This is a genomic window from Streptomyces sp. NPDC050388 (assembly GCF_040655635.1).
In the GTDB taxonomy this organism is placed as follows: Bacteria; Actinomycetota; Actinomycetes; order Streptomycetales; family Streptomycetaceae; genus Streptomyces.
The window spans coordinates 1-26,868 of sequence record NZ_JBFAKH010000090.1 but is presented as its reverse complement, the minus strand read 5'-3'; the positions used below and the strand labels follow the sequence as shown (position 1 = coordinate 26,868).

Genomic DNA, 26,868 nt, shown 5'->3' with positions numbered 1-26,868 from the left:
GGGGCAGATCTTCGTGAAGGGCGAGGTCATCAAGACCGTTCCGGAGTCGAAGATCGTGGAGACGCTGATCGAGGAGGCCATGAAGATCGCCGAGCGCATGGAGGCCGACGGCGTCGCCTCCGGCGAACCACAGATCTCGGTCGCCGGCTGACCCGGTCGACCCGGCTGGTCAGGCCGTTCCTGCCCGGGACGCCCCGGGCAGGAAACGTTTCCCCACCGCGGGGCGGCAGCACACAAATTCGGCAGGTACAGTGCGGAAACCAGCAGACCCAAATGTGTGAGGCCCCCGCGCGTGTTGACGCAGACCACTTCTCGGGTCCTCGAACCGAGTGACCTGGACGCCGCCCTCGCCGTCCTCGACCGCGAGCCGGTGGCGAACGCCTTCGTGACATCCCGGGTGCAGGTCGCGGGCCTGGACCCGTGGCGGCTCGGCGGTGAGATGTGGGGCTGGTACGAGGGCGGCATGCTCACGTCCCTCTGCTACGCCGGCGCCAACCTGGTCCCCATCTGCGCCACCCCCCGGGCCGTCCGCGCCTTCGCCGACCGTGCCCGCCGGGCCGGCCGCCGCTGCTCCTCGGTCGTCGGCCCCGCGGCACCCACCGCCGACCTGTGGCGGTTGCTCGAACCCCAGTGGGGTCCCGCCAGGGAGGTCCGCGCGCACCAGCCCCTCATGGTCACCGACCGGCTGCCCGACACCATCGCCCCGGACCCCTACGTCCGCCGCGTCCGCAAGGACGAGATGGAAAAGATCATGCCGGCCTGCGTGGCGATGTTCACCGAGGAAGTCGGGATCTCCCCCCTGGCGGGCGACGGCGGCCTGCTCTACCAGGCCAGGGTCGCCGAACTCGTCGGAGCCGGACGCGCCTTCGCCCGCTTCGACGCCGACGGCAAGGTCGTCTTCAAGGCCGAGATCGGCGCCGTCACCGACCGGACCTGCCAGATCCAGGGCGTATGGGTGGCCCCCGAACACCGGGGCAGGGGCATGGCCGCCCCCGGCATGGCGGCCGTGCTCCGCTACGCCCTCGCGGACGTCGCCCCCGTGGCCAGCCTCTACGTCAACGACTTCAACACCCCCGCGCGCCGGACCTACCGGAAGGTGGGTTTTCAAGAGGTCGGCGCGTTCATGAGCGTCCTGTTCTGAACCGGGGCCGCCCAGGGCCCCGCACTCTGCGCCCCGGCCCCGAAGTGCGGTCCGCCGCGCAGTCCCGGCCCGTGCCGACGCCCTGTAGTCTCCCCGGCATGCTGCGCTTTCCCGGTCACGGGCACCCCCGTCCCGACGACATCGTGATCGGCCCCCTCGACCTCACCGCCCACGTCGACGAGGCACTGGCGGTCCAGGCGGCGGCGTTCGGTCTCGGCCCCGACGAGGTGGCCGTACGCCGGCAGATCGTGCTGCGCCACATGACCCTGCACGGAGCCAGAGCCCTGGGCGCCACCGTCGCAGGCCGCCTCGTCGGCTTCGTCTACGGCATGCCCAACGACCGCTCCCACTGGTGGTCCACCGTCGTCGAGCCCTACCTGCGCGCCCAGGGCCGGGACCACTGGCTCGACGACTCCTTCGTCATCACCGAACTGCACGTCCACCCGCGCCACCAGAAGCACGGCATCGGCCGCGCCCTGATCACCACGATCACCGACGGGGCCGACGAACCCCGCTCGATCCTCTCCGCCATCGACATCGAGAGCCCCGCCCGCGGCCTGTACCGCTCCCTGGGGTACGAGGACCTCGCCCGCCGGGTCCATTTCCCCAGCGCCCCCAAGCCGTACGCCGTGATGGGAGCACCTTTGCCACTCCGGCGCCCGTAGGGCCTGTCCGGCGGATCATGCAGCAGACGAGGGATCCGGCACGCACTTCCCCAAGCTCTTCGAGCAGGGGGACCCCCAGCCGCGTTGTCGTCACTCTCCCCCACGCTCGGCTGCGCTCGCGCGGGGGGACCCCCACCGCCCCGCGTCGACTCCCTCCTCCGTCCTGCAGCTGCGCGCACCAGGCCCCGCTCACCGGCGCTGACCGAGGGCGCCGTCGCTTTCCTGCGACTTGATCCGCCGGACAGGCCCTAACCGATTTCCACCGTCCCGTCCCACCCGGCTAACCTCCTGTCTCATCACCCAGACGCAGCAGGAGTACGAGAACCATGGCGAACGCACCGGTCCAGCGCATGTCCCAGTTGATGGCCAAGACGCTGCGCGACGACCCGGCGGACGCCGAGGTCCTCAGCCACAAGCTCCTCGTCCGGGCCGGCTATGTGCGCCGCACCGCCGCCGGCATCTGGAGCTGGCTGCCGCTCGGCAAGAAGGTCCTCGCCAACGTCGAACGCGTCGTCCGCGAGGAGATGGACGCGATCGGCGCCCAGGAGGTGCTGCTCCCCGCCGTCCTGCCGCGTGAGCCCTACGAGGCGACCGGCCGCTGGGAGGAGTACGGTCCCGAGCTGTTCCGCCTTCAGGACCGCAAGGGCGGCGACTACCTCCTCGGCCCCACCCACGAGGAGATCTTCACCCTCCTGGTGAAGGACCAGGCGTCCTCCTACAAGGACCTGCCGGTGATCCTCTACCAGATCCAGAACAAGTACCGCGACGAGGCGCGCCCCCGCGCGGGCATCCTGCGCGGCCGCGAGTTCCTGATGAAGGACTCCTACTCCTTCGACCTCGACGACGAGGGGCTGTCCCAGTCGTACGCCCTGCACCGCCAGGCGTACCAGCGGATCTTCGAGCGCCTCGGCCTCGACTACCGCATCTGCGCCGCCACCGCCGGTGCGATGGGCGGCTCCAAGTCCGAGGAGTTCCTCGCCCCCGCCGAGGCGGGCGAGGACGTCTTCGCGGACTGTCCGCACTGCGACTTCGCCGCCAACACCGAGGCGGTCTCCTACGAGGTGCGGCCCGTCGACGGCTCCGCGGTCCCGGCCGCCGAGGACATCCCGACGCCCGACACCCCCACCATCGAGACCCTCGCCGCCTCGCTCGGCGTCCCGGCCTCGGCCACGCTGAAGAACCTGCTGGTCAAGGTCGGCGGCGAGATCGTCGCCGTGGGCGTTCCCGGGGACCGCGAGGTCGACATGGGCAAGGTCGAGGCGCACTTCGCCCCGGCCGCCGTCGAACTCGTCACCGCCGAGGACTTCGTCGGTCGCCCCGACCTGGTCCGCGGCTACGTCGGCCCGCAGGGCCTGGAGAAGGTCCGCTACATCGCCGACCCGCGGGTGGCACCGGGCACCGCCTGGATCACCGGCGCCAACAAGGCCGACACCCACGCCAAGAACGTGGTCGCCGGGCGCGACTTCGAGGTCGACGAGTACGTGGACGTCGTGGTGGTCGAAGAGGGCGACCCCTGCCCGAAGTGCGGCACCGGCCTCCGGCTCGACCGCGCCATTGAGATCGGCCACATCTTCCAGCTGGGCCGCAAGTACGCCGACGCCCTCAAGCTCGATGTCCTCGGGCAGAACGGCAAGCCGGTCCGCGTCACCATGGGCTCCTACGGCATCGGCGTCTCCCGCGCGGTGGCGGCCCTCGCCGAGCAGACCGCCGACGACAAGGGCCTGTGCTGGCCCAAGGAGATCGCCCCGGCCGACGTCCACGTGGTCGCCGCCGGCAAGGCGCTGCAGACCGAACTCGCCCTCGAGATCTCCCAGAAGCTCGCCGCCGCCGGGGTCCGCGTCCTGGTCGACGACCGCGCGGGTGTCTCCCCGGGCGTGAAGTTCACCGACTCCGAGCTGATCGGCGTCCCGCAGATCCTGGTCGCCGGCCGCCGCTCCGCCGAGGGCGTCGTCGAGCTGAAGGACCGCCGTACCGGCGAACGCGAGGAACTCACCGTCGACGAGGCCGTCGCCCGCCTCACGGCCTGACCCACCCGGTGACCCCGCGCGGAACCACCACCGCGCGGGGCACCCTTCCGGGACCCGTCCCGGCGGCGGGTGGGGCGGCAGGCGTGGGATCAGAGCCAGGTCGCGAACTCCAGGAGGAGTTCGGCGTCCTGGTCGCGGCCCACGCGGCGGGCGCGTACGCCGGACTCCACCGCGCGGAACAGCGTCCAGCCGCGCAGACGTTCCTGATCGACCTCCAGGGACTCCGCGAGACGCTTCACCCGGCGGCGGGTCGTCGCCGCGCCGGAGGTCTGGGCGACGAGGTCCTCCACCCGGTCGCGGACCAGCCGGGCCAGGTCGAAGGCGCACTCCCCGACCAGCGGGTCCGGACCCACCGCCAGCCACGGCATCCGCTCGCCGGAGAGCACCTTGCTCTGCCGGAACGTGCCGTGCAGCAGCCGGTGCTCGGGCGGTCCGGCCAGCAGCTCCTCGCGTACCGCCAGCGCCGCCGACACCAGCGGTCCCACCTCCGGGTCGCCCGCGGCGGACGCCCGCATGGCCTCGGCCTGCCGGCCGGTCCGTTCCGCCACCGTCTCGAAGGGATGGGCGGCATCGCCCGAGGGCGGCTCGACCCACAGCCGCCGCAGCGTCCCGGCCGCCTCCAGCAGCGCCTTCGCCTCCGGCAGCGACCGCACCGAGACATCCGGATGCAGCCGCTCCAGCAGCAGCGCGCCGTCGGCGGGCGGAGAAGACTCCAGCAACCGGACCGCGCCCAGACCGTTCCAGTGGGCCAGCGCGGCCCGCTCGCTCTCCGGCCGGGCCCTCGCCGGAGCCAGCTTCAGCACCGCGGGGCCGCCGTCGGACGTCCGCACCAGCACCACCAGGCTGCTGCGCCCCCCGGGCACCTGCACCCGTTCCACGGTCAGCTCGCGCACCGCGACGGCCTCGCGTGCCGCCTCGGGCAGCTTCTCCAGCCACCGGGCACCGTCGGGAGCCGTCTCACCGAGCGCCCTCACCAGGCGCTGCGGCGGTTCGAAGACCATGCGCGAGTAGTTCCCTTCGTGCTGTGAGCGATGCCTGCCGACGCTTTCGGCCCGCAGCCCCGTCATGCCGCCGGCGTCGGAGCCCCCGAGGCCGGGTCGGCCCGCTCGGCGAGCCCAGGGAAGGCTACGCTCTCCCCGCTCCAGCGCACCGCCCGCACCGCGGCCTCCCGCAGCGCCTCGGCCGCCGCACGGCGTCGCTCACCACGGCTCGCACGCACCAGGTCCGAGTACACCCCGGCCACCCGGTGCTCCAACTCCGACGCGAGCCGTACCGCCGCGGCCGCGTCCGGCACCGGGAACGGCAGCGCGTAGCCCGCGGCGGCCACGACCGGCTCGCCGCCCGTGTCCGTCACCTCGCGCACCAGAGCGTCCCGGCGCGCGCGGTGCGCGTCGTACGCCGCGCGCGCCTCCGTACGGCGCTCCTTCGCGATCCGCCCACCGACGACCCCGTAGCCGTACACCGCCGCGTGCTCCGCAGCCAGGGCCGCCTGGAGCGCCCGCAGTCCCCGGTCCTCCGCCTCGCTCACCCGTCACCCCTTCGTCAGCAGATACACGTGCGCCGCCCCGGCCGCCGCCACCGAGGCCAGCAGCCGGGCCAGCTCGGCCGGCGCGTCCAGCAGGTCCTCCAGGCGCCGGTCGGCGATCTCCCGCTCCGCGGCGGCGAGCCCGGCGAGGGCGTCCTTCTCCGTCGCGGGCCCGGAGGCCGTCGGCGAGGCGGACTGCTGGGCCCCGGCGGGGGACGGCACCCCCTGAGACCCCGGCGACGCCTGCGGCCCCGCCGCCCCCGCCGACGCCGTGGACGTCGCCGTGCTCCCGAAGGCCTTCGCGTGCCGGACGACCTCCTCGCGCAGCGGACGCAGCCGCGGCGCGAGCCCGGCGTGCGCCGCGATCACGGCGTCGTACCGCTCGGCCAGCTCCCTGCTGTCGCCCGCCGCACGCGCGCGTACCCGCTCGGCCGGCGAGGGACGACTGCCGGCGGTGGTGTCGGGCTTCTCGGACCCGGTGGAGCAGCCCGTCACGAGCAGGGCCGTCGAGGCGACGGCGAACAGGCTCCTTCTGCGCGGTCCCGAGCGGGCGCGCGGAGCATGGGGGAACGGCACGGCAGACGTCCTCGGGGGCTCGTACGAACGTGGCGACGGAAAGAAGCGTGGCGACGGAAAGAACGGAAGGAGGGCCACAGGCCCGTGATCACGGTACCCGTGCATCCGCCCGACGACGGTCAGCGGCACCGCTCCGTGAGCGGGTGGACGGCATCACCCCCCGCGACCGGATACCCTTTGACCAGACACGCGCACCGTCCCACAACAGCACACGCGGCCGAGGAGTCACCCGGATGAGCAGCACCCAGAGCGAGAGGCTTCGAGAACTTCTGGAACCGCTCGTCAGCTCGCAGGGCCTCGATCTCGAGGAGATCGCCGTGGACGCGGTCGGCCGCAAGCGTGTGCTGCGCGTCGTCGTCGACTCCGACACCGGTGCGGACCTGGACCGGATCGCCGATGTGAGCCGCGCGCTCTCGGCGAAACTCGACGAGACCGACGCGATGGGCGGCGGGGAGTACACCCTCGAGGTCGGCACCCCGGGCGCGGAGCGCCCCCTCACCGAGCACCGGCACTACGTGCGTGCCACGGGCCGCCTGGTGAACTTCCGGCTGACCGCGGGCGACGAACTGGTCGCCAGGATCCTGCGGGTCGACGACGAGGGCATCGACCTCGAGGTGCCCGGAGTCAAGGGCCGCAAGGCCACCGCGCGCAGACTCGCCTTCGACGACATCAGCAGGGCGCGCGTCCAGGTCGAGTTCAACCGCAAGGACGACAAGACCGACGCGACCGACAGGACCGGCACGACCGGCGCGAACGACAAGAACGACGAGACGGAAGAGGAGGCGTAACCGTGGACATCGACATGAGTGCCCTTCGGCTCTTGGTACGGGAGAAGGAGATCTCCCTCGACCTGCTGGTCGAGGCGATCGAATCGGCCCTCCTCATCGCCTACCACCGCACCGAGGGAAGCCGCCGCCACGCGCGCGTGGAACTCGCCCGGGAATCCGGACATGTGACGGTGTGGGCGAAGGAGGACCCCGAGGACCTCGAAGAGGGCCAGGAGGCCCGCGAATTCGACGACACCCCGTCCGACTTCGGCCGCATCGCGGCCACCACGGCCAAGCAGGTCATCCTGCAGCGGCTGCGCGACGCCGAGGACGACGCGACGCTCGGCGAGTACGCCGGCCGCGAGGGCGACATCGTCACCGGCGTGGTCCAGCAGGGCCGCGACCCGAAGAACGTCCTGGTCGACATCGGCAAGCTGGAGGCCATCCTGCCGGTGCAGGAGCAGGTGCCGGGCGAGACCTACCCGCACGGCATGCGGCTGCGCAGTTACGTCGTCCGGGTGGCGAAGGGCGTGCGCGGCCCGTCGGTCACGCTGTCGCGCACGCACCCCAACCTGGTGAAGAAGCTCTTCGCCCTGGAGGTGCCGGAGATCGCCGACGGTTCGGTGGAGATCTCCGCCATCGCCCGTGAGGCCGGCCACCGTACGAAGATCGCCGTCCGCTCCACCCGGTCCGGGCTGAACGCCAAGGGCGCCTGCATCGGCCCGATGGGCGGCCGCGTGCGCAACGTCATGGGCGAGCTGAACGGCGAGAAGATCGACATCGTCGACTGGTCGGACGACCCGGCCGAGATGGTGGCGAACGCGCTGTCGCCGGCCCGCGTCTCCAAGGTCGAGGTCGTGGACCTGGCCGCCCGGTCGGCCCGGGTGACGGTGCCGGATTACCAGCTGTCGCTGGCGATCGGCAAGGAGGGGCAGAACGCCCGCCTGGCCGCCCGCCTGACCGGCTGGCGGATCGACATCCGACCGGACACGGAACAGCCCGGGGAATAGATCCGAGCCCCCGCCCGCTGAGATCACGACAGTCTCACCGGCGGCATCTGTTCGATTCTTGCCCCAAAGGGGTGAGGTCGGTCCGGGGAGGTAGACTGAGGAGTGTCTGGCCGGACACCTATCCGCGCATGCCCCGAGCGAACCTGCGTGGGCTGCCGGGAGCGAGCGGTCAAGGAAGAGCTGCTGCGGATCGTGGCGATCGAGGACGCGTGCGTCCCGGATCCACGCGGTACGCTGCCCGGCCGGGGTGCTTATGTGCACCCCGTCCCGGTCTGTCTTGACCAGGCGGTGCGCCGGAGGGCGTTTCCGCGGGCGCTCCGCGTCCCGGGACCGCTCGACGTAAAGGCGTTGCGCCACTACGTCGAGCAGGCACAGGGTTGTGAGAGCAATCCGTAAGAAGACATGCCGTGCGGAACCCCCCGTACGGTCTGGTACCTCGCGAGTCGAAAGCAGGTCGAGATTGCGATGAGCACTCGATGAGTACGCGATGAGTACGCCCATGAACTAGCGACGGTCCGGACGCAACCCGGACCTCAAAGGAGCGAAGTGGCTAAGGTCCGGGTCTACGAACTCGCCAAGGAGTTCGGTGTGGAGAGCAAGGTCGTCATGGCCAAGCTCCAGGAACTCGGTGAATTCGTCCGTTCGGCGTCTTCAACGATTGAAGCGCCCGTAGTACGCAAACTGACCGACGCCTTCCAGCAGGGCGGGGGCAACGGCAGGTCCGCCGCGAAGCCCGGCGCCCCCCGGAAGGCGGCCCCCAGGCCCGCCGCGCCCTCACCGGCGCAGGCGGCTCGTCCGGCTGCCCCGAAGCCGCCGGCCCCCAAGCCCGCCGCGGCCCAGCAGCCCGCTGCCCCGTCGGCGCCCTCTCCGGCCACGCCGGGTCCCCGTCCGACGCCGGGCCCGCGGCCCGCGCCGCGTCCGGCCCCGGCGGCTCCGGAGTTCCAGGCCCCGCCGGCCGCGCAGGCTTCCTCCCCGGCTCCGTCCGGGCCGAAGCCCGGTGCGCGTCCCGGCGCCCCCAAGCCCGGTGGTCGCCCCGGCGGCCAGGGTCAGGGCGGCCAGGGCCAGGGCGGCCAGGGCGGACGCCCGGCCGGTCAGGGGCAGCGCCCCGGTGGCGGCGGTCAGCGTCCGGGTGCACGCCCGGCCGGTCCGCGTCCGGGTAACAACCCCTTCACCTCCGGTGGTTCCACCGGTATGGCCCGCCCGCAGGCGCCCCGCCCGCAGGGCGCGCGTCCCGGCGGTCCCGGTGCCCCCGGCGCCGGCCCCCGTCCCCAGGCCCCCGGCGGCCAGGGCGGCGGCGGTCCGCGTCCGCAGGCTCCGGGCGGGCAGCGTCCCACCCCGGGCTCGATGCCGCGTCCGCAGGGCGGTCCCCGTCCCGGTGGCGGCCCCGGCGGCCCGCGTCCGAACCCCGGCATGATGCCGCAGCGTCCGGCTGCCGGTCCCCGTCCCGGTGGCGGCCCCGGCGGCCGTGGCCCGGCCGGTGCCGGTCGTCCCGGCGGCGGTCGTCCCGGTGGCGGCGGCGGCTTCGCCGGCCGTCCGGGCGGCGGCGGTGGCGCCGGTCGTCCCGGTGGCGGCGGCGGCTTCGCCGGTCGTCCCGGTGGTGGCGGCGGCTTCGGTGGCGGCGGTGGCCGTCCCGGCTTCGGTGGCCGTCCCGGCGGTCCCGGTGGCCGCGGTGGCACGCAGGGCGCCTTCGGCCGTCCCGGCGGTCCGGCCCGTCGTGGCCGCAAGTCGAAGCGGCAGAGGCGCCAGGAGTACGAGGCCATGCAGGCCCCGTCGGTCGGCGGCGTGATGCTGCCTCGCGGCAACGGCGAGAGCATTCGCCTGTCGCGCGGTGCGTCGCTCACCGACTTCGCGGAGAAGATCAACGCCAACCCGGCGTCGCTCGTCGCGGTCATGATGAACCTCGGCGAGATGGTCACCGCGACCCAGTCCGTCTCCGACGAGACGCTCCAGCTCCTCGCCGACGAGATGAACTACACGGTTCAGATCGTCAGCCCGGAGGAGGAGGACCGCGAGCTGCTCGAGTCCTTCGACCTGGAGTTCGGCGAGGACGAGGGCTCCGACGAGGACCTGGTCGTCCGTCCGCCGGTGGTCACCGTCATGGGTCACGTCGACCACGGCAAGACCCGCCTGCTCGACGCCATCCGCAAGACCAACGTCGCCTCGGGCGAGGCCGGCGGCATCACCCAGCACATCGGTGCCTACCAGGTCACGACCGAGGTCAACGAAGAGGACCGCCGGATCACCTTCATCGACACCCCGGGTCACGAGGCGTTCACCGCCATGCGTGCCCGCGGTGCGAAGTCGACCGACATCGCGATCCTGGTCGTCGCGGCCAACGACGGCGTCATGCCGCAGACGGTCGAGGCGCTCAACCACGCCAAGGCGGCCGACGTCCCGATCGTCGTCGCGGTCAACAAGATCGACGTCGAGGGCGCGGACCCGACCAAGGTGCGCGGTCAGCTGACCGAGTACGGCCTGGTGGCCGAGGAGTACGGCGGCGACACCATGTTCGTCGACATCTCCGCCAAGCAGGGTCTGCACATCGACAGCCTCCTGGAGGCCGTCGTCCTCACCGCCGACGCCTCGCTCGACCTGCGGGCCAACCCGGCGCAGGACGCACAGGGCATCTCGATCGAGTCCCGGCTCGACCGCGGCCGTGGTGCCGTGGCGACCGTCCTCGTCCAGCGAGGCACCCTGCGGGTCGGCGACACGATGGTGGTGGGCGACGCCTACGGCCGCGTGCGCGCCATGCTCGACGACAACGGCAACAACGTCGCCGAGGCCGGCCCGTCGACGCCGGTCCAGGTCCTGGGCCTGACCAACGTCCCGGGTGCGGGCGACAACTTCATCGTCGTCGACGAGGACCGTACGGCCCGTCAGATCGCCGAGAAGCGCGCCGCCCGTGAGCGCAACGCCGCGTTCGCCAAGCGCACGCGCCGCGTGTCGCTGGAGGACCTGGACAAGGTGCTCAAGGCCGGCGAGGTCCAGCAGCTGAACCTGATCATCAAGGGTGACGCGTCCGGATCGGTCGAGGCCCTCGAGTCCTCGCTGCTCCAGCTGGACGTCGGCGAAGAGGTCGACATCCGCGTCCTGCACCGTGGCGTCGGTGCGGTCACGGAGTCCGACATCGACCTGGCGATGGGCTCGGACGCCATCGTGATCGGCTTCAACGTGCGCGCCGCCGGGCGGGCACAGCAGATGGCCGAGCGCGAAGGCGTGGACGTCCGGTACTACTCGGTCATCTACCAGGCGATCGAGGAGATCGAGGCGGCCCTCAAGGGCATGCTCAAGCCGGAGTACGAAGAGGTCGAGCTCGGCACGGCGGAGATCCGCGAGGTCTTCCGCTCGTCCAAGCTGGGCAACATCGCGGGTGTTCTCATCCGCTCCGGCGAGGTCAAGCGCAACACCAAGGCGCGCCTCATCCGCGACGGCAAGGTCATCGCGGAGAACCTCAACATCGACGGTCTGCGTCGCTTCAAGGACGACGTCACCGAGATCCGCGAAGGCTTCGAGGGCGGTATCAACCTCGGAAACTTCAACGACATCAAGGTCGACGACGTCATCGCGACGTACGAGATGCGCGAGAAGCCGCGGGCGTAACACCCCACGGTGCACACCGGCCGGCGGGCCCCTGGACACACGGTCCCGCCGGCCGGCCCGTGTGTCCGGGGCCCAGTGCCCCAACAGGCAACGTTCGCTCCGTCGCGACGCCCGGTACGCGCCCCCCAAGCTCTCGGCTTCGCTCGAGCAGGGAGGTACCCCCTTCGCCGCACCGCCCGAAAGCCCGAGTACGTCCAGTACGAGGACTTCCGGGCGGCACACCGAGAGCACGCTCCCCCAAGCTCTCGGCTCCGCTCGAGCAGGGGGCACCCCCATGACGCCGCTCCTTGACGGGCGAACGCTGCCTGCCGGGGCACTGGAGCCACGGAGCGCAATATCCGTCGATCGGACTCGCCCCCTCGTTGTACGGTTCTGATGTCCCCGCCCACCACGGACGGCGGGGACGTCGATCCCGTACCGGCGGGTGAACCGGTTGTACATGTATGTGGGGACGCTGTCCTTCGACCTCCTCCTCGGCGACGTTCGCTCGCTGAAGGAGAAGCGCTCCGTCGTCCGCCCGATCGTCGCCGAACTCCAGCGGAAGTACGCGGTGAGCGCGGCCGAGGTGGACCACATGGACCTCTATCGCAGGGCGGTCATCGGCCTGGCGGTGGTGTCCGGCGACGCGGCGCACCTGACCGACGTGCTGGACCGGTGCGAACGGCTGGTCGCCGGGCGCCCCGAGGTGGAGCTGCTGTCCGTCAGACGGCGCTTCCACGGCGAGGACGACTGACGGATCCAGGCTCCGGGAACCCGGAGTTCCGACCACTCAGACAGGAAAGAACGGGAGACGGACCAGTGGCCGACAACGCGCGGGCGAAAAGGCTGGCGGACCTCATCCGAGAGGTGGTGGCCCAGAAGCTGCAGCGCGGGATCAAGGACCCGCGGCTCGGCACCCACGTCACCATCACGGACACCCGGGTCACGGGTGACCTGCGGGAGGCAACCGTCTTCTACACGGTGTACGGGGACGAGGAGGAGCGCGCGGCCGCGGCGGCCGGCCTGGAGAGCGCCAAGGGCATCCTGCGCTCCGAGGTGGGCCGGGCGGCGGGCGTGAAGTTCACGCCGACCCTGGCGTTCGTCATGGACGCGCTCCCGGACACCGCGCGCAACATCGAGGACCTCCTCGACAAGGCGCGCCAGTCCGACGCCAAGGTGCGCGAGGCGTCCGCGGGCGCCACGTACGCGGGCGGGGCCGACCCGTACCGCAAGCCCGAGGAAGAGACGGACGACACCGCCGGATGACCCAGAAGCACACCACGCCCGACGGCCTTGTCATCGTCGACAAGCCGTCGGGCTTCACCTCGCACGACGTGGTCGCCAAGATGCGCGGCATCGCCCGCACCCGGCGCGTCGGCCACGCCGGCACCCTCGACCCGATGGCGACGGGCGTCCTCGTCCTCGGCGTCGAGAAGGCGACCAAACTCCTCGGCCACCTCGCGCTGACCGAGAAGGAGTACCTGGGCACCGTCCGGCTCGGGCAGAACACCCTCACGGACGACGCCGAGGGCGAGATCACCTCGTCCACCGACGCCTCCGGGGTCACCCGCGAGGCCGTCGACGCCGGCGTCGCCAAGCTGAGCGGCGACATCATGCAGGTGCCGTCCAAGGTCAGCGCCATCAAGATCGACGGTGTGCGCTCCTACAAACGGGCCCGGGAAGGCGAGGAGTTCGACATCCCCGCCCGGCCGGTCACCGTCTCCTCGTTCGCCGTGCACGACGTCCGGCCGGCCGTCGCCGAGGACGGCACCCCGGTGCTCGACCTGGTGGTCTCCGTCGTCTGCTCCTCCGGTACGTACATCCGTGCCCTCGCCCGTGACCTGGGCGCCGGACTGGGCGTGGGCGGCCACCTCACGGTGCTGCGCCGCACCCGTGTCGGTCCGTACAAGCTGGACGCGGCCCGCACCCTCGAGCAGCACCAGCAGGAGCTGACCGTGCTGCCGATCGCCGAAGCCGCGGCCCTGGCCTTCCCGCGCTGGGACGTCGACGCCCGGCGCGCCCGGCTGCTCACCAACGGTGTGCGCCTGGAGATGCCCGAGGAGTACGCGGGAGCCGGTCCGACGGCCGTCTTCGGCCCCGAGGGCCGGTTCCTCGCCCTCGTCGAGCAGCACAGGGGCAAGGCCAAGAGCCTGGCCGTCTTCAACTGACACCGGGACGGACGGCTGACGGTGCGTTCCCGCCGTGGAGCGGCGGCACAGGGATGGACATGCCGCCGCTCCACGGTCCCCCTCGGTTCCCCCACCCCAAGGGTCTGTCCATCCGGGCCCGTTCATTCACCCGTAAGTGCGGGCGCTCGGAGTGAACCGGGGGAGTGGAAGGGGGCGCGTTCGCCGAGTGAGCTACCCCACTGATCATTTCGGCCTTACTGTCAAGACCTTGAGGATCTCGAGACCTTGAGAATCTCGAGAACACGGCAGGGCGAGAGCACGGCACGAAGGCACGGCGGGGAGGCTCGACGATGACGTCGCGCAACGGTCCGGTGGGGCGGGAGCCCGTCCGGACGGCGGGGGAGCACCCACCCGGCGACGTCCTCGTCCGCATCCACGACCTCGCCGGCCGTCCGCGCGGTCTCGGTTTCCCCGCCGACCACCGCGGCACCCTGATCACCAGCCACGAGGCCGTCGACGGCCTGCCCCGCCTCGTCCTGCACGCCCCCGGCGACCGCCACCGCGTGGTGAGCGCCGACGCCGTCACCCCGCTGCCCGAACTCGGCCTCGCCCTCGTCCGCAGCGAGGGGCTCGGCACCGCTCCACTGCCCGTCGCCACGCGGAACCGCGTCGAGAGCGGCACCTATGTGCGGATCGCCGCCGGATGCTGGCGCGAGGCACGCGTACTGGGCACGACCACCGTGACGTACACGGCCGCAGACCGCTGCCACCCCCTCGACGACGCGCTGGAGCTCGCCATCGGCACCACCGGCCGCGACGCCCTGCGCCCCGGCGGCGGAGCGGCCGGCGGCCCGGTGCTCGACGCCGCCACCGGCGCCGTGCTCGGCGTCCTCGGCACGGCCCTCCGGTCCGGCAGCCGCGACGTCGGCTTCGCCGTGCGGCTCCGCCCCGCCCGGAGCCCGCTCGCCGAACTGCTCGCCGAGAACGCGGCGACGGTCCCGGCGTACGGCACCGACCTCAATGTCGCCGGCGTCCTGGAACTCACCGCCACCTCGGTCGGGCAGGACGGCCCGTCGGGCGTCCTCGCCCCCGGAGGCGTGGTGCCGGTGGAGCGGGCGGCCACGACCGCGGAGTTCGCCGCGTTCGAGCGCGGCCGGGCCGCGGTGCTCGGCCTCGTCGGACCGCCCGGCAGCGGCCGTACGACGGAACTCGCGGCGCTCGCCGCCCGCCGCCACCGCGCCGGACTGCCCACGCTGTGGCTGCGCGGCGCCGACCTGCGGGACGACGACCTCTCCGTCGCGAACGCGGCCCACCGCGCACTCGACCGGGCCGCCCGTATCGTGGCCGCCTCCCGCACCCCGTTCCCGGGCGGCCCCGAAGGCCTCGGCGACACCGGCCCGGGACGCCTCGCCGCGCTGGCCGGCACCGCCGGCCGCCCCCTGCTGGTCCTGCTCGACGGTCCGGAGGAGATGCCGCCCGCCCTGGCCGACCGCCTCGCCCGGTGGACCGACGGGACGGCGCGCTGGCTACGGAGGACGGGCGCGCGGCTGGTGGTGGGGTGCCGCGCGGAGTACTGGGAGAGTGCGGGCGCGCTCCTCCCCGCGGACCTGCTGCACCGGGGCGGAGACGGAGGCGAGCGCCAGGGCGGACACCAGGACGGAGCCACCGCCGAAGACCTCCCCGCGTGCGTGCGCCTCGGTGACCTGACCGCCCAGGAGGCCATCCACGCGCGTGCCCGCTACGGCATCCCGGAGGGCTCCCCGGCCGACTCCCGGCACCCGCTGACCCTCCGGCTGCTCTCGGAGGTCCGGGCCGCCCTCGCCGACGCCCCGCAGGCCCCGGACGCCCGCGCCGACCGCCACGACGTCCTCTCCGCCCACCTGGACCTGATGTGCCTGCGCGTGGCCGTGCGCCTCGCCGCCGAGAGCGGACTGCGCGGCACCGCCGTACGGCGGCTGGCCGCCAGGGTCTCCGGACAGGTGCACGAGGCCGCCCGGCGCAGTCTCGGCCCCGGACAGGGCGAGCTGGGCCGGGAGGCGTTCGAGGAGGTGTTCCCGTGGGGGCCCGCCCCGGCCCGGCTCGGCGGTGGCACCGGCTGGGCCTCCGCCGTACTCGCCGAGGGCATCCTCGTCCCGGCCGGGACCGGCTACCGCTTCGCCCACGAGGAACTCGCCGACTGGCTCCACGGCACCCACCTCGACCTGGACGCGGCCCTGCGGGCCCTGGTCCACGACCACCACGACCACGACGACCACACTCACGCCACCCGCCCCGGCACCGACCGCCACCCCGTCCCGCACCACCGGATCGGCCCCGTCGTCCAGGCCATGCTGCTGCTCACCCGTCACCACGGCACCGGCCCGCTCGCCTCCCGGCTGGCGGACCTGGTGCACGCCCTCGACGCGGATCCCGGCTCCTGGTGGGCCGCCCGGCTGCTCACCGAGACCCTCGCACGCGTGCCCGACGCGACGCCCTACGCCGAGGTGCTCCGGCTCCTGGCCGACCGGATCGTGGCCTGGCGGCAGCAGCGGCGGAAAATGCCGAGGGAACTGGGACCGGCCTTCTGGACGGCTCTCCCGCTGCCCCTGGAGACCGGCTTCGAGCTGCTGCGCCGGCTCGTCCACGCCGACGGTCCCCCGGGCGAGACCGGCCCCCGCTTCCTGGACGCCGCCGCCCGCCTGTTCACCGCCGACCCCGTCGCCGTACTCCCGCACCTCGTGCGGTGGTTCGAGGACGAGCGGTCGCTGCCCGCCACCCCGCATGCGACCGTCGCCACCGCGGCGCAGGCACTGCTGCACACCCACCGGCACCGCGCCCCGGACACTCTCACCGAGGTCCTCGCCGACAGCGCGCACCGGCGGGCCGGGCAACTGCTCACCGTGCTGGCCGAGGAGGACCCCTCGGCGATGTGCAGGGCCGTCGACCGCTGGGCGCGCGACGAGCGGCCCGCACGCCGCGCGGCAGCCGTGGCCTACGGACTGCGGGCCGCACCGCACGCCCGTGACGTGACCGACCGCACCCTGCTGCGGTACGCGGCCCTCGCCCTGCTGTTGCGCACCGCCGACCGGCCCCTGCACGGCGGCGCGCTCGCCCTCCTCGTCCAAGACCCGAACAGCAGGGACCGCCACCTCCCGCGGGCCCTGGAACACTTCGCGGCCGGTGACCCGCACCTCCCGCCGAGCGCGCTGACCGGCGCCCTCGCCTCCCACCCGGAGCCCGTCCTCGAAGCGTTCCGCGCGAGGCTCGCACACACGGACGCGCGCGAGACGCTGCACACCCTCGCCGACGCCACCACACCCGCCCTGGCCCCCCGCGTCGCCGCGCTCCTGCGGACGGCGGTGGAACAGCGGCCGGACCTCGCGGGCGAGCTGGCCGCGTACACGGGCCGTCGCCTGGCCCGGGAGACGGTCGACCACGACGTGCTCCTGCCGTTGCTCGCCGGCCTGCTGGAGGGCGGCCCGCAGCCGTTGCTCGCCGCCCTCGCCGGTGTCCTCGCCGAGCCCGGCACCCCCGCCTCCCGGCCCTTGCGCCGCGAACTGCTGGATCCGCTCCTCACCCGCGCACCCGACCCCGCCGTCCTGGCCGCGGTGCTGGGCGCCGCGGCCCGCTGCTCCGGTGCCACCGCGCGTGAGCTCGTCCACCGCACCGGTCTGCTCCTCGTCCGCACCCCCGACGGCGCCGCCCACTTCGACAGCGGTCTGGTCGATCTGGGGCGGCGGGTGCCCGGCTTCGCCGCCGCCCTGGCCCACTGGCTGGCGGACGCGCCCCAGGAGTGGGCCGCCGTGGTGGGCCCCGGCACCCGCCGGACGATCGAGGACCTGGCGGGCGCGGGCATCCCCGCCTGAGCCGCCGTCGGCCGTGCCGGGCGTGGTGGGCCGTGCCAGTCGGTGGACCCCGTCACAGCACCCATGCCGATGCGGGCCGACGGCGGTCGGCATGGCACCCTTAGACCTGCGCGGAAGAAGTCCACGGACTCGGCTCGACAAGGTTTCGACAAGGAGCAGGCACAGTGCAACGCTGGCGTGGCTTGGAGGACATCCCCCAGGACTGGGGGCGCAGCGTCGTCACCATCGGCTCCTACGACGGAGTCCATCGCGGACACCAGTTGATCATCCGACATGCCGTGGGCCGGGCCCGGGAACTGGGCGTCCCCGCGGTCGTCGTCACCTTCGACCCGCACCCCAGCGAGGTGGTCCGCCCCGGCAGCCACCCGCCGCTGCTCTCCCCGCACCACCGCCGCGCCGAGCTCATGGCCGAGCTGGGGGTGGACGCGGTCCTGATCCTCCCGTTCACCACGGAGTTCTCGAAGCTGTCACCGGCCGAATTCGTGGGGAAGGTCCTGGTCGACAGGCTGCACGCCAAAGCGGTCGTCGAGGGCCCCAACTTCCGCTTCGGCCACCGGGCCGCGGGCACCGTGGAATTCCTCGCCGAGCAGGGCAAGGTCTACGACTTCGAGGTCGAGGTCGTCGACCTGTACGTCACCGGCGAGGCGGGCGGCGGCGAGCCGTTCTCCTCCACGCTCACCCGCCGCCTGATCGCCGAGGGCGACGTCGAGGGCGCCGCCGAGATCCTGGGCCGCCCGCACCGGGTGGAGGGCGTGGTCGTCCGCGGCGCCCAGCGCGGTCGCGAACTGGGCTTCCCCACGGCCAACGTCGAGACGCTCCCGCACACCGCGATCCCCGCCGACGGCGTCTACGCGGGCTGGCTGCACGCCCAGGGCGAGGCCATGCCGGCCGCGATCTCCGTCGGTACCAACCCGCAGTTCGACGGCACCGAGCGCACGGTCGAGGCCTACGCCATCGACCGCGTCGGCCTGGACCTCTACGGCCTCCACGTCGCTGTCGACTTCCTCGCCTTCGTCCGCGGCCAGGCCAGGTTCGACACGCTGGAGGACCTGATGGAGCAGATGGCCGCGGACGTCAGGCGCTGCACGGACCTGGTGGCCGCCGCCGGGAAGGCGTAGCCCCCGGGCGGCGCGGCCTTCGGTCAGGCTTCGCCCGCGCGGGCCCAGTGGCAGGCCACCTGGCCGCCCGCCCCGCCGCCCCCGCCGTCGAGGATCTCCAGGTCCTGGGTCCGGCACGCGTCCGCCACGCCCGCCCGGCCCGCCTCGCCGCCGAGCAGGATCTGGCAGCGCGCGTGGAACCGGCAGCCCCCGGGGACCCGGGCCGGGTCCGGGGGCTCGCCCGTGAGGACCACCGGGTCGCCCGGCGCCTCCGGGAGCACCGACAACAGGGCCTGGGTGTAGGGGTGCCGGGGCGCGGTCAGCACCTGCTCCACCGCCCCGGTCTCCACGATCCGGCCGAGATACATCACCGCGACCCGGTCGGCGATGTTCCAGGCCAGCCCCAGGTCGTGCGTGACCACCAGCGCGGACAGGCCCAGTTCGGTGCGCAGCCGGAGCAGCAGCGCCAGGATCTCGCCGCGTACGGAGGCGTCCAGCGAGGCCACCGGCTCGTCGGCGACGAGGAGTTCGGGCTCCAGGACCAGCGCACCCGCGATCACCACCCGCTGACGCTGCCCGCCGGACAGCTCGTGCGGGTACCGCAGGAAGAAGCGCTCCGGTGGCCGCAGCCCGGCCCGGGACAGGGCTCCCGCGACCGCCGCCCGCTCGTCGCCGCGGTAACCGTGGATGCGCAGCCCCTCGGCCACCGCGTCGTACACCGTGTGCCGGGGATTGAGCGAGCCGCTCGGATCCTGCAGCACCAGCTGGACCCGCTTGCGGTACGCCTTGAGGGAACGGCTGGAACGGTCCAGCGGCCGCCCGTCGAAGGCGACGCGCCCCGCGGTCGGCTCGACCAGGCCCAGCAGGGCACGGGCCAGTGTCGTCTTGCCGCAGCCCGACTCACCCACCAGGGCGACGATCTCACCGGGCCGGATGTCGAGATCGACGCCGTCCACCGCGCGAGCGGGCGGGGCGCCGTTCCGGCCGGGGAAGACGACGTGGACACCCTGGGCGCTCAGCAGGGGCGGCGTGCCGGTGAAGTCGGGGGGGCAGGGGACAACAGCGGGGGAGGCCGTCATGGGGTGGTACGCCTCACTTCCTCCAGGGGGCCGGGTTCCTGCGGACCGGGTTCCTGCGGTTCGGATTCCTGCGGTTCGGGTTCGTGTCGTTCGGGCTCGTGGTCCCGTGTGCTCTCGGACGTGTCCTCCGCGACGACCCGTACACAGGCCGCCCGCCGCCGAGGCCCCGCCGGCCGCAGCGCCTGGTCCTCGATCGCGCAGGACTCCAGGGCCACCGGGCAGCGCGGGTGGAAGGTGCACCCGGCCGGCAGCGCCGACGGGTCCGGCGGGTCGCCCGCCAGCCCCCGCGGAGCGAAGCGGGACACCGGGTCGCCGATACGGGGGAACGCCGCCGACAGCGCACGGGCGTAGGGATGCCGGGCGGCCTCGTGGACCTGTCCGGCCGGGCCCTCTTCCACCACCCGTCCCGCGTACATCACCGCGAGCCGGTCACAGGTGTCGGCGAGGACCGCCAGATCATGACTGATCATGATCAGCCCCACGTCCTGGTCCGCGACCAGCTGCTCGATGAGCCGCAGGATCTGCGCCTGGATCATCACGTCGAGCGCGGTGGTCGGCTCGTCCGCGATGATCAGCCGCGGATCGCAGGCCAGCGCCATCGCGATCATGACGCGTTGGCGCTGTCCGCCGGACAGCTCGTGCGGATGGTCCGTCGCGCGGGCGGCTGGGAGACCGACGTGCTCCAGCAGCTCACCGGCCTTCTTCCGCGCCTCGGCCGGGGTCGCCCTCCGGTGCAGCAGGATCGGCTCGGCGATCTGGTCGCCGATGCGGTGGACGGGGTTGAGGGAGTGCATCGCGCCCTGGAACACGATCGAGGCCCCGGCCCAGCGGACCGCCCGTACCCGGCCCCACTTCATGGCCAGGACGTCCTCGCCGTCCAACAGGATCTCCCCACCGGTCCGCGTTCCGGCCGGTAGCAGCCGCAGCAGCGCGAGCGCGAGCGTGGACTTGCCGCAGCCCGACTCCCCGGCGATGCCCAGCTTCTGGCCGGCCTCCAGACGCAGGTCCACCCCGCGTACCGCGGCGGCCCCGCCCGCGTAGGTCACCGTCAGGTCCCTGACGTCGAGCAGACTCAACGGGACACCCCCAGCCTGGGGTTGAGGACGGACTCCACGGCCCGCCCGCAGAGTGTGAACGCCAGCGCCACCACGGCGATGGCGATGCCCGGCGGCACCAGGTACCACCAGCGGCCGGCGCTGACCGCGCCCGCCTCCCGCGCGTCCTGCAGCAGCCCGCCCCACGACACCACTGTCGGATCACCGAGCCCCAGGAACGCCAGGGTCGCCTCGGCGAGGATCGCCGCGGAGATGATCAGGGTCGTCTGGGCCAGCACCAGCGGCATCACGTTGGGCAGCACATGGCGCGACATCACATGCCAGTGCCCACCGCCCAGCGCCCGCGCGCGTTCGATGTACGGCCGGGTCTCCACCGCCAGGGTCTGCGCGCGCACCAGCCGGGCCGTCGTCGGCCAGGTCGTCACCCCGATCGCCACCACGATGGTGACGAGCGAGCGGGACATCACGGTGGCCAGCGCGATCGCCAGCACCAGGGTGGGCATCACCAGGAACCAGTCGGTGACGCGCATCATCACCGTCGCGTACCAGCCCCGGAAATGCCCCGCCGTCACGCCGATCAGGGTGCCGATCGCCACCGACAGCACGGCGGCGAGCAGCCCCACCAGCAGTGACACCCGCGCCCCCCAGATCACCAGACCGAGCAGGTTCCGCCCGAACTGGTCGGTGCCGAAGGGGAACTCCGTGCTCGGGCTCTCCATCGGGCTGCCCGGAGCGTCCGTCACGTTGTCCACGTCGGAGCCGACCAGCAGGGGAGCGGCCAGCGCGAGCAGTGCGAAGAGCAGGAGCGCCGCCAGGCCGAAGACGCCGGCCCGGTGGGTGCGGTACTGCCGCCAGAAACGTGCGGCCGAGTCCCGGCGCCGTCGCCACGCGAGCGCGCGCGGACCTGTGACCGCCTGCTCCTTGCCCGCTGCGGCCGCGAGCGTGTCCGGAGGCGTGCCCGGGGGTGTTCCGGCGCCGCCCGTGGTGCTTCCCGCGGACGGTTTCCCTGTCGTGCCGTTGTCGGTCGTCATCGGCCCACCCGGGGGTCGAGCAGCGGATAGATCAGATCGGCCAGCGTGTTCATCACGATCACCGCGGCGGCGAACACGAAGAACAGTCCCTGCACCAGCGGCAGATCGGGCACGCTCAGTGCCTGGTAGAACAGCCCGCCGAGCCCCGGCCAGGAGAACACCGTCTCCACCAGGATCACACCGGCCACCGTCCGGCCGAGGTTGATGAAGATCAGCGTCACCGTCGGCAGCAGCGCGTTGGGCACCGCGTGTCTGCGCCGTACGAGATCGTCGCGCAGTCCCTTGGCGCGCGCGGTGGTCAGATAGTCGTTGCCCATCTCGTCCAGCAGTGCCGACCGGGTCACCAGCAGCGTCTGCCCGTACTCCACCGCGACCAGCGTCAGCACGGGCAGCACCAGATGGTGCGCCACGTCCAGGACTTGGGCGAAGCCCTCCTCGCCGCCCGACTCCATGCCACCGGTGGGGAACAGCCCCGGAACCGGACCGATGCCCACCGACAGCGTGATGATCAGCAGCAGCCCGAGCCAGAAGGACGGGATGGAGTACAGCGTCAGAGCCAGCCCCGTGTGGATCCGGTCCCCGAGCCGCCCGTGCCGCCACGCCGACCGGGTGCCGAGCACGATGCCGAGCGCCGTGTAGAGGACGAAGGCGGTACCGGTGAGCAGCAGCGTGTTCGGCAACGCCTCGGTGATCTTGTCGATCACCGGTGCGTTGAACTGGTACGACGTTCCCAGGTCCCCGGTGAGCGCCTTGCCGCAGTAGTCGGTGAACTGCTGCCACAACGGTAGGTCCAGCCCGAACTCACTTCGGTAGGCGGCCAGTTGCTCGGCCGACACCTGACGTCCGCCGGTCATGAACTTCACCGGGTCGCCGGGGATCAGCCGGAAGAGGAAGAAACTGGTGACGAGGACGGCCAGGAGGGACACGGCCGCACCGGCCACCTTGCCCGCCACGTACCGCAGGTACGCGGTGGTGGTGCGGGTGCGCGGCCCGCGGGCCGCCGGTCCGTCCTTCGCCGGACCGGCGGTCTGCGTGCCCTCGACCGGAGCGGATGTCGCGTCGGCGGTCATGAGTACCCGTCGCCCGCCCTACTCGCGGTCCTCGGCGGTGGCCCGCCGCCGCATCGCCACGAACACCCCCAGCCCGACGAGGACGACGGCACCCGCGGCGATCCCGACGGCCACACCCGTCGACGACCCGTCCTCGGAGGCCTCACCGGAGCTCGCCGGTACCGCGGACCACCAACTCCAGTAGCCGTCCTGGCCGTAGAGGTTGCCGGCCTTCTTCGGCATCGTGGTGATCGATTCGATCTGGTCGGTGCGGTACGCCTCGACCGCGTTCGGATACGCCATGACGTTCATGTACCCGAGGTCGTACAGCCGTGACTCCATCTGCCGGACGATGTTCGCCCGTTCGGCGGGGTCGTACTCGACCAACTGCTGGGCGTACAGCTCGTCGTATTTCTTGTCGCAGATGAAGTTGTCGGTCGCGCCGGTGTCCTTCGGGGTCGCCGGAAGCGCCCCGCAGGTGTGGATCGACAGGACGAAGTCGGGGTCGGGGTTGACCGACCAGCCGTCGAAGGCCAGGTCGTACTCGCCGGCGAGCCATGGATCGGTCACGTTGTCCAGGCAGTTGAGCGTGACCCCGATGCCGAGGTCGCCCCACCACTCCTCGAGGTACTTGCCGATGGCCTTGTCGTTCGGGTCGGTGGCGTGGCACAGGACCCGGTAGTTCAGCGGCTTGCCGTCCTTGCCGACCCGTTTGCCGTCAGCGTTCTTCTCGTAGCCCGCCTGATCGAGCAGTCGGGCCGCCTCCGCCGGGTCGTACGCCAGCTCCTGGTCGGCCGACGGCTCCCAGAAGTACTGCTCGTACCGCGGCGGGATGTAGCCCGAGCCCATCTCCGCGTGGCCCTGGAACACCTTGTCGATGATGGTCTTCCGGTCCACCGCCCTGAACAGCGCGTTGCGGACCCGCTGGTCCAGCAGTGAAGGGTGCCCGTCCCCCATCTTCTCGCCGTTCCTGGCCTTCGCACCCGGATTGGTGGCGAGGGCGTAGAAGCGGCGGCCGGGCGCGTCGTTGACCTTGATGTTCTTCTCGTTCCGGAGTGAGGCCGCCTGCGCCGGCGTCAGGGACGGCGATCCGGCGACGAACGACACCTCACCCTTGCGCAGCGCGGACACCGCCGCGTCCTGGTCCTTGTAGTACCGGAAGAGCAACTCGTCGAACTTCGGCGCCCCGCGCCAGAAGTCCTTGTTGGGCACCAGCCGCACATAGCTGTCGGGCTTGTAGTCGGTGAGGACGAACGGCCCGTTGCCGACGATCGGGAAGTCCTTGTCGTTGTTGAACTTCGAGAAGTCGTCGACCTCCTCCCACACGTGCTTGGGCACGATCGGCACGTCCAGCGCCGTCATGGTGGCCTGCGGCTTCTTCAGCCGGATGACCAGCTCGGTCGGGCTCGGCGCGGTGACCTTCTCGAAGCTGGCGACGAAGCTGCCGTTGGCCGTGGCCGCGGCCTCGTCGGTCATCATCGTGTTGAACGTCCACGCCGCGTCCTCGGCGGTGGCCTGCTGCCCGTCCGACCACGTGGAGTCGGAGCGGATGGTGTACGTCCACGTCAACTTGTCCGGGGACGACTTCCACTCGGTGGCCAGGCCCGGGATGACACGGTTGTCCTCGGGGTCGTAGTTGGTCAGGTACTCGTAGGTGAGCCGGTGAATGCTCGTACTGAGCAGCCGCACCGCGAGGAACGGGCTGAGCGAGTCGACGCTCTGCGCCACCGCGACGGTCAGCGTCTGCTTCCCGTCGTCGGCCGCCCGGGCCTGCCGCGGCGCCGGGTCGAGCGGGGTCGCGAGCCCGGCGGTGAGGGCGAGCGCGGCCGCACCGGCCGCCGTGGCGAGCCGGACCCGGCGTGGAACGCCGCTCCCTGCCCGTGGTCTGGACCGTGGCCCGGTGCCCGGACGTCCGGTCTCGTGTTGACCGCCGTACTGATCGTTCGTGTCCATAGGGTCGCTGACCTCGCGTCATCACTCGCACGGGTAGGACGGGTTGATCAGGTGAGTGGTGAGTGTCTATCAGCGGTGTCTGGCGGTCGTCAACGGTACGCACACCCCATGTGGCCTGCGGAAACAACGAACTGACGAGCATTTCGCGCCCATTGGTGGAGACCACTGAAGCGCTCCTGGCCAGCGACTGAAGCCGCGCCGCGCCCCGGATGCGGGAGAGCCCGCATCCGGGGGCGAACGGTGCGGGCCGGAAACGGAATCGGCCCCTCGAAAGGGGCCGATCGGGTGATATCCCCTACTGCTGCGGGGGCGGTGCCTGTGGGGGAGGAGTCTGCCCCCCGTCGTGCTGGTCCGGGTGGCCGGGCGGGCCCGGGTACGGATAACCGTAGCCGGGCTGGGGGTACGGCTGGCCGGGAGCGGCCTGCGGGTATGCCGGGCCGGGCGGTGCGGGGGGCTGGGGGTGGCCCTGCTGCGGATGGGGCTGGCCGGGCTGACCGGGAGGGGCGTACGGCTGGCCCGGCTGCGGCTGCTGGGGGTACGGGCCCGGCTGTCCGGGGTACGGCTGGCCCGGGATGTACTGGTTCGGGATGTGCTGGTTCGGGATGTGCTGGCCCGGCAGCGGCGGGGCGGCGACCGGCGGCGGGTTGCCGTCGGAGGTCCACAGGCCGTGCGACTGCTGGTGCCGGACGAAGTCCTCGGCGACCATCGACGCGAGGTTGAAATACGCCTCCCGCACCTTCGGCCGCATCATGTCGAGATCGACCTCCGCGCCGGCGGCCAGATGCTCGTCGAACGGTACGACGATCACGCCCCGGCAGCGGGTCTGGAAGTGCGACACGATGTCGTCGACCTTGATCATCTTTCCGGTCTCGCGCACACCCGAGATGACCGTGAGCGACCGCGAGACGAGATCCGCGTACCCATGGGCCGACAGCCAGTCCAGCGTCGTGCTGGCGCTGCTCGCGCCGTCCACGGAGGGTGTCGAGATGATGATGAGTTGATCGGCCAGGTCCAGCACCCCGCGCATGGCGCTGTAGAGCAGACCCGTACCGGAGTCGGTGAGGATGATCGGGTACTGCTTGCCCAGAACGTCGATGGCCCGCCGGTAGTCCTCGTCGTTGAAGGTCGTCGAGACGGCAGGGTCGACGTCGTTGGCGATGATCTCCAGGCCGGAGGGGGCCTGGGAGGTGAACCGCCGGATGTCCATGTACGAGTTGAGGTGGGGGATCGCCTGCACCAGGTCACGGATGGTGGCCCCGGTCTCCCGCCGCACCCGGCGGCCGAGCGTACCGGCGTCGGGGTTGGCGTCGATCGCGAGGATCTTGTCCTGCCGCTCACTGGCGAGGGTGGCGCCGAGCGCGGTGGTCGTGGTCGTCTTGCCGACACCGCCCTTGAGACTGATCACGGCGATCCGGTAGCAGGACAGCACCGGCGTACGGATCAGCTCCAGCTTCCGCTGCCGCTCGGCCTCCTCCTTCTTGCCACCCAGCTTGAAACGCGATCCGCCCGCAGCCGGCCGAGTGCTCTTCGCCTTCTGCTTCTTGCTGTTGAGCAGCCGGTCCGACGACAGTTCCACGGCCGCGGTGTAACCGAGCGGCGCGGCACCGGGGTTGGTCTGCTGCCGCTGGTCGTGCTGGATCGGCTGCGGCCAGGCGGCCCCGGCGCGGGGATCGACGGGCGGCTGCGGCGGCTGACCAGCGTGCGGGGGCTGGGGCTGGGGCTGCTGGAGAGGGAACCCCTGCTGGGTGGCCTGCGGCTGCTGCGGTACGGCCTGCGGCTGCTGGGGCTGCGGCGGTACGGGCTGCTGGGGCTGTGCCTGCGGCGGTACGGGCTGTCGCGGAGGCGCCTGCTGCGCCGGCGGTTGCTGCGGGAAGCCGTAACCGCCCGGCTGGGCCGGGGGAGTCGGGGCGACCGGCACGGGACCGGCGGGCGGGAACCCGTAACCGGCGGGGGCGCCGGGAGCGGGAACGCCCGGCTGGGGGAAACCGTATCCAGCCTGCGGAGCGGGCGGGGTCGGCGTCTGGCGCTGCTGTGGCGTCGGCCCGTCCGGCGCGTTCCAGGCGGCGGGCGCGGGCTGCGGCGCCTGCGGCTGGAACGGCTGCTGCTGCGCGGGTACTTCCGCGTCCGCGGGCTGTGCCGGCGCCGGCGCGGGGGCCGCTGCGGGGGCCTGCGGCGGCTGCGCGGGCCATTGGCTCGCAGGTGCCGGGGCAGTGGGGTACGGCGGGGGCGGCGCCACCGGTGGCGGGCCGCTTCGACGTCAGCGCGGTCTTCGACGAGGACCTGGACGACGACCTCGACGACGACAGGGACGACGACCTCGAGGTCCGGCAGGTGCGGATC

The 26,868-nt window shown here is 72.6% G+C and carries 20 protein-coding genes and 2 pseudogenes; 13 read left to right on the top strand and 9 right to left on the bottom strand.

Annotated features, from left to right (window positions below; all coding sequences use genetic code 11):
- The 4 genes and pseudogenes from AB0I73_RS34010 to AB0I73_RS33995 form a co-directional block, all read left to right on the top strand.
- Positions 1-151: pseudogene (locus tag AB0I73_RS34010) on the top strand (4-hydroxy-3-methylbut-2-en-1-yl diphosphate synthase); the annotation flags it as partial.
- 141 nt (positions 152-292) lie between these two features.
- Entirely contained in the window at positions 293-1,141 is an 849-nt protein-coding gene (locus AB0I73_RS34005) for a GNAT family N-acetyltransferase (RefSeq protein ID WP_363043958.1), read from the top strand.
- A gap of 98 nt (positions 1,142-1,239) precedes the next feature.
- Positions 1,240-1,806 (top strand): GNAT family N-acetyltransferase, encoded by a 567-nt coding sequence (locus tag AB0I73_RS34000; protein WP_363043956.1) that lies wholly within the window; start codon positions 1,240-1,242, stop codon positions 1,804-1,806.
- A 326-nt stretch (positions 1,807-2,132) separates the two neighbouring features.
- Positions 2,133-3,833: a proline--tRNA ligase gene (locus AB0I73_RS33995; protein ID WP_363043954.1), complete on the top strand. Its 1,701-nt coding sequence runs from the start codon at positions 2,133-2,135 to the stop codon at positions 3,831-3,833.
- A gap of 89 nt (positions 3,834-3,922) precedes the next feature.
- On the opposite strand, the gene AB0I73_RS33990 is transcribed toward AB0I73_RS33995, so the two are convergent.
- The 3 genes from AB0I73_RS33990 to AB0I73_RS33980 all read right to left on the bottom strand — a co-directional run bounded on the left by AB0I73_RS33990 (position 3,923) and on the right by AB0I73_RS33980 (position 5,934).
- Positions 3,923-4,834 carry an aminoglycoside phosphotransferase family protein gene (locus AB0I73_RS33990; protein WP_363043952.1) on the bottom strand — a complete coding sequence of 304 codons (912 nt, stop codon included), beginning with the start codon at positions 4,832-4,834 and terminating at the stop codon, positions 3,923-3,925.
- Between the two features lie 62 nt (positions 4,835-4,896).
- The gene (locus AB0I73_RS33985; protein WP_363043950.1) at positions 4,897-5,361 is read right to left on the bottom strand and encodes a ferritin-like domain-containing protein; all 465 of its coding nucleotides are present in this window, start codon (positions 5,359-5,361) and stop codon (positions 4,897-4,899) included.
- A gap of 3 nt (positions 5,362-5,364) precedes the next feature.
- A complete protein-coding gene (locus AB0I73_RS33980; protein WP_363043948.1) occupies positions 5,365-5,934 on the bottom strand; it encodes a hypothetical protein in 570 nt (189 codons plus the stop codon).
- A 233-nt stretch (positions 5,935-6,167) separates the two neighbouring features.
- Here AB0I73_RS33980 and rimP point away from each other — a divergent pair, with 233 nt between their 5' ends.
- The 9 genes from rimP (at position 6,168) to AB0I73_RS33935 (ending at position 18,382) form a co-directional block, all read left to right on the top strand.
- Positions 6,168-6,722, top strand: coding sequence for a ribosome maturation factor RimP (gene rimP / locus AB0I73_RS33975; RefSeq protein WP_363043946.1), 555 nt, complete (start codon positions 6,168-6,170; stop codon positions 6,720-6,722).
- A 2-nt stretch (positions 6,723-6,724) separates the two neighbouring features.
- On the top strand, positions 6,725-7,711 hold the full coding sequence (gene nusA, locus AB0I73_RS33970) for a transcription termination factor NusA (RefSeq protein ID WP_363043944.1): 987 nt from the start codon (positions 6,725-6,727) through the stop codon (positions 7,709-7,711).
- A gap of 102 nt (positions 7,712-7,813) precedes the next feature.
- Positions 7,814-8,107: a YlxR family RNase P modulator gene (locus AB0I73_RS33965; RefSeq protein WP_363043942.1), complete on the top strand. Its 294-nt coding sequence runs from the start codon at positions 7,814-7,816 to the stop codon at positions 8,105-8,107.
- Positions 8,108-8,257: 150 nt separating this feature from the next.
- Positions 8,258-11,311 carry a translation initiation factor IF-2 gene (infB, locus tag AB0I73_RS33960; RefSeq protein WP_363043940.1) on the top strand — a complete coding sequence of 1,018 codons (3,054 nt, stop codon included), beginning with the start codon at positions 8,258-8,260 and terminating at the stop codon, positions 11,309-11,311.
- 439 nt (positions 11,312-11,750) lie between these two features.
- Entirely contained in the window at positions 11,751-12,044 is a 294-nt protein-coding gene (locus AB0I73_RS33955) for a DUF503 domain-containing protein (protein WP_109377392.1), read from the top strand.
- 65 nt (positions 12,045-12,109) lie between these two features.
- Positions 12,110-12,556 (top strand): 30S ribosome-binding factor RbfA, encoded by a 447-nt coding sequence (rbfA, locus tag AB0I73_RS33950; protein WP_363043938.1) that lies wholly within the window; start codon positions 12,110-12,112, stop codon positions 12,554-12,556.
- Entirely contained in the window at positions 12,553-13,458 is a 906-nt protein-coding gene (truB, locus tag AB0I73_RS33945; protein WP_363043936.1) for a tRNA pseudouridine(55) synthase TruB, read from the top strand. Before rbfA ends, truB begins: the two co-directional genes overlap by 4 nt.
- A 311-nt stretch (positions 13,459-13,769) precedes the next feature.
- Positions 13,770-17,264 (top strand): trypsin-like peptidase domain-containing protein, encoded by a 3,495-nt coding sequence (locus AB0I73_RS33940; RefSeq protein WP_363043934.1) that lies wholly within the window; start codon positions 13,770-13,772, stop codon positions 17,262-17,264.
- A gap of 164 nt (positions 17,265-17,428) precedes the next feature.
- Positions 17,429-18,382, top strand: coding sequence for a bifunctional riboflavin kinase/FAD synthetase (locus tag AB0I73_RS33935; protein ID WP_363043932.1), 954 nt, complete (start codon positions 17,429-17,431; stop codon positions 18,380-18,382).
- Between the two features lie 23 nt (positions 18,383-18,405).
- Here the strand turns inward: AB0I73_RS33935 and AB0I73_RS33930 are convergent, their stop codons facing one another.
- The 6 genes and pseudogenes from AB0I73_RS33930 to AB0I73_RS33905 all read right to left on the bottom strand — a co-directional run.
- Entirely contained in the window at positions 18,406-19,440 is a 1,035-nt protein-coding gene (locus AB0I73_RS33930; protein WP_363043930.1) for an ABC transporter ATP-binding protein, read from the bottom strand.
- Positions 19,437-20,516 carry an ABC transporter ATP-binding protein gene (locus AB0I73_RS33925; RefSeq protein ID WP_363043928.1) on the bottom strand — a complete coding sequence of 360 codons (1,080 nt, stop codon included), beginning with the start codon at positions 20,514-20,516 and terminating at the stop codon, positions 19,437-19,439. Before AB0I73_RS33925 ends, AB0I73_RS33930 begins: the two co-directional genes overlap by 4 nt.
- Positions 20,513-21,526, bottom strand: a complete 1,014-nt coding sequence (locus AB0I73_RS33920; protein ID WP_363043926.1) for an ABC transporter permease — start codon at positions 21,524-21,526, stop codon at positions 20,513-20,515. Before AB0I73_RS33920 ends, AB0I73_RS33925 begins: the two co-directional genes overlap by 4 nt.
- A complete protein-coding gene (locus tag AB0I73_RS33915) occupies positions 21,523-22,596 on the bottom strand; it encodes an ABC transporter permease (RefSeq protein ID WP_363043924.1) in 1,074 nt (357 codons plus the stop codon). Before AB0I73_RS33915 ends, AB0I73_RS33920 begins: the two co-directional genes overlap by 4 nt.
- An 18-nt stretch (positions 22,597-22,614) precedes the next feature.
- Complete coding sequence (locus AB0I73_RS33910) at positions 22,615-24,528, bottom strand: ABC transporter substrate-binding protein (protein WP_363043922.1); 1,914 nt, start codon at positions 24,526-24,528, stop codon at positions 22,615-22,617.
- 295 nt (positions 24,529-24,823) lie between these two features.
- Positions 24,824-26,770: pseudogene (locus AB0I73_RS33905) on the bottom strand (MinD/ParA family protein); the annotation flags it as partial.
- Positions 26,771-26,868 lie beyond the last annotated feature (98 nt).